This is a genomic window from Lactobacillus laiwuensis (genome assembly GCF_019972835.1).
GTDB classification, from domain to species: domain Bacteria; phylum Bacillota; class Bacilli; order Lactobacillales; family Lactobacillaceae; genus Lactobacillus; species Lactobacillus laiwuensis.
This window is the reverse complement of sequence record NZ_BPPB01000032.1, coordinates 1-2,233: the sequence shown is the minus strand read 5'-3', so window position 1 is coordinate 2,233 and position 2,233 is coordinate 1. Positions and strand designations below refer to the sequence as shown.

The 2,233-nt window shown below is 62.1% G+C and carries 3 protein-coding genes; all 3 read right to left on the bottom strand.

Annotated features, from left to right (window positions below; translation table 11 throughout):
- On the bottom strand, positions 1 to 382 hold a 382-nt coding region (locus tag LDM92_RS09705; RefSeq protein WP_223903055.1), incomplete at its 3' end, for a zonular occludens toxin domain-containing protein.
- Between the two features lies 1 nt (position 383).
- Positions 384 to 689, bottom strand: coding sequence for a DUF2523 family protein (locus tag LDM92_RS09700; protein WP_049445251.1), 306 nt, complete (start codon positions 687 to 689; stop codon positions 384 to 386).
- Between the two features lie 8 nt (positions 690 to 697).
- A complete protein-coding gene (locus LDM92_RS09695; RefSeq protein ID WP_223903054.1) occupies positions 698 to 2,143 on the bottom strand; it encodes a virulence factor TspB C-terminal domain-related protein in 1,446 nt (481 codons plus the stop codon).
- Positions 2,144 to 2,233: the final 90 nt, after the last annotated feature.

Genomic DNA, 2,233 nt, shown 5'->3' with positions numbered 1-2,233 from the left:
CGATCAGGCCACGCACGAACGGATACAGCTGGTTCGGCTGCTGCGTGGTCCACACGAAGTCCAGGCCACGGTGCCGGTGCTCGGCCAGTTCAAGCACGTGCCTGGGCGTCTGCTGCCGCGTGGCGTCATGGAGATGGCCGAACCACTTCCATGCTTCGTCCACGAAAATCAACGATCCGTTCGGGACGATGTAGTTCCCTTCGGCGTCCTTGTCGTTCCAGTGCCTTGCGTCATCAAGAACAGTTGCAAGGCCGGGATCAAGGCCGTCAATGCCAACAGCGAAAATTGGCCGATTCGCCGCCTTCGCCTCAGCAACAAGGCGCTCCATCATGAGCGCCGTTTTGCCATTGCCCGGCTGGCCGGTGAACAGTTCGATAGGCATGTCAGGTCCGCTTTGTCAGGAACGTCTTCGCGGCGCCAACAGCGAACTTTGCCGTCACTGCTGACGCGATCATGGTGCACGCCACATCGAACTTCATGATGCCCGCATAGGACACCACCAACGCGCCCCACTCGCCTCCCGGCGCGCCCGCACGCATCGCATCTTCCATCTGGCTGATCCACGGATCCACGAGGAATTCATTCGTCGCCCAGGAGATGCCAAGCCAGACCATGGCTTCAGCAACCCACGGACCCCACTTCGAGCGGAACAACGCGGCAAGCGCGGTCAGCAACGTACTGATGAGCATTGGCATGGTTAGGCATCCCTACTGGCGATGATGCGGAGACAGAACAGCGCTGCGAGGCCGACAACGAAATAGCTGCCGAGGCCGAGCCACCGACACAGCGGCGTAATGTCAAAAGCGATGGTCTGCCCCATGACCTCAATGGCAGGCGGTTGCGGGCATCCCCTGCCCCAGCCATAGCCGGAGCTATCAGGGCGCGTCGGCTGCCCGCTGCTTGGCGTCCACACGTCAGAAGCTGGTCGATCCGCAGGCGTTGTGACAGCCCCACCGGTGCCGGTAAGGGCGTCACGAATCGCCTTAACGTCGCCGCCTTCACTGCCGCCGTTTCCACTGCTCGCCATCTTTTCGAGCGCGCACGTAGAGCGCCACTGCATCAGCAGTCCGGCGTACTCCATGGCGTCACATTTGTCACCCGTGCAGATGGGCATCGTGTTGCACGCGCCGCCTGCGATGTTCCGGTTCCGACGTGTATTGCAGTCGATGCGCCACTGAATCCGCGCCTGCCCGCACAGGATCGGCGAGCCGCTGCACGACGGCGGCACGCTGCAATCATCGCCACCCGAGAACGTCTCATTTTCGCCGGGGTCATCCGGTTGACCGTCACCGTCGCCGTCCTTCTTGCAGGTTCCGTCAGGACCACGCACCTCTCCACTGGCACACTGACCGTCGCCCGGCAGGCACTTGCCATCAGGCGACCGCACCTGGCCTGCAGGACATTCATTGTTCTTCTTCTTGCACGTGCCGTCCTGCTGCTGCGCCATGCCATCGGGGCAGGGTTCCGGCTCGCACTTTCCGAGCGAATTGGCCTTGGCGCCGCCCTTGCACTCTGGCTCTTGGGGCTCGCACACGCCGATCTGCCGGTTGTAGTAGTACTCAGGACCGTTGACCTTGCAGTCATCGTCCGAATCGTGATCTTCCGCAGTACAGGTATCACCTATCGGCGATCCATTGACCGTTCCGTCCGCATTGTGCGTCCACATCACGGTGCACCCGAGGTCGCACGACACCGAGCCACTACGCGGTTTGTACTGACTACCCGGAAAGGCGCCGTTGTAATCAGGACGGTTCTTGCACGACATGTCCTTGTCATACAGCCGAGTGCGGGTTTCCCACTGAGGGCCGGGGGAATTGCAGGGGGTCACATAGGCGGTGAACGCGTTTTGCCCAGACCGGGCGACGCCTGGGCACCAAACGCCCGGAGAACTGTTGTTCGACAGTGTCGCCTGCGCCGATGCGGTCGCGTTCGCAGCAGCGAATGCCTTGCCCTCGTCAGTGCACCAGCTGGTCAGGACCGTAGGACTATTGGAACAGCTACGATCCTGCGCCTTTACAGGCGCGGCGAAGATCAGCGCCAGAAGGCCGCATATCGCCAGAACAACTCCAATGCAACGGCGCGAGAAGGCATGCACGTGCATCAGCTGAAATCCACAAAGATGATCGCGCAGGCCACCAGCCATGCGCCGAGCCAGATCCACCCTTCCATCCCAAGCCCCCTGCCCTGTCCAGGGCGTTAGAAGACCGGGGGGAGGGAGTCGGCCCTGCCCCCC

Coding starts and splice junctions, on each gene's coding strand:
- LDM92_RS09700 (WP_049445251.1), bottom strand. CDS start 689: ATGCTCATCAGTACGTTGCTGACCGCGCTTGCCGCGTTGTTCCGCTCG.
- LDM92_RS09695 (WP_223903054.1), bottom strand. CDS start 2,143: ATGGCTGGTGGCCTGCGCGATCATCTTTGTGGATTTCAGCTGATGCAC.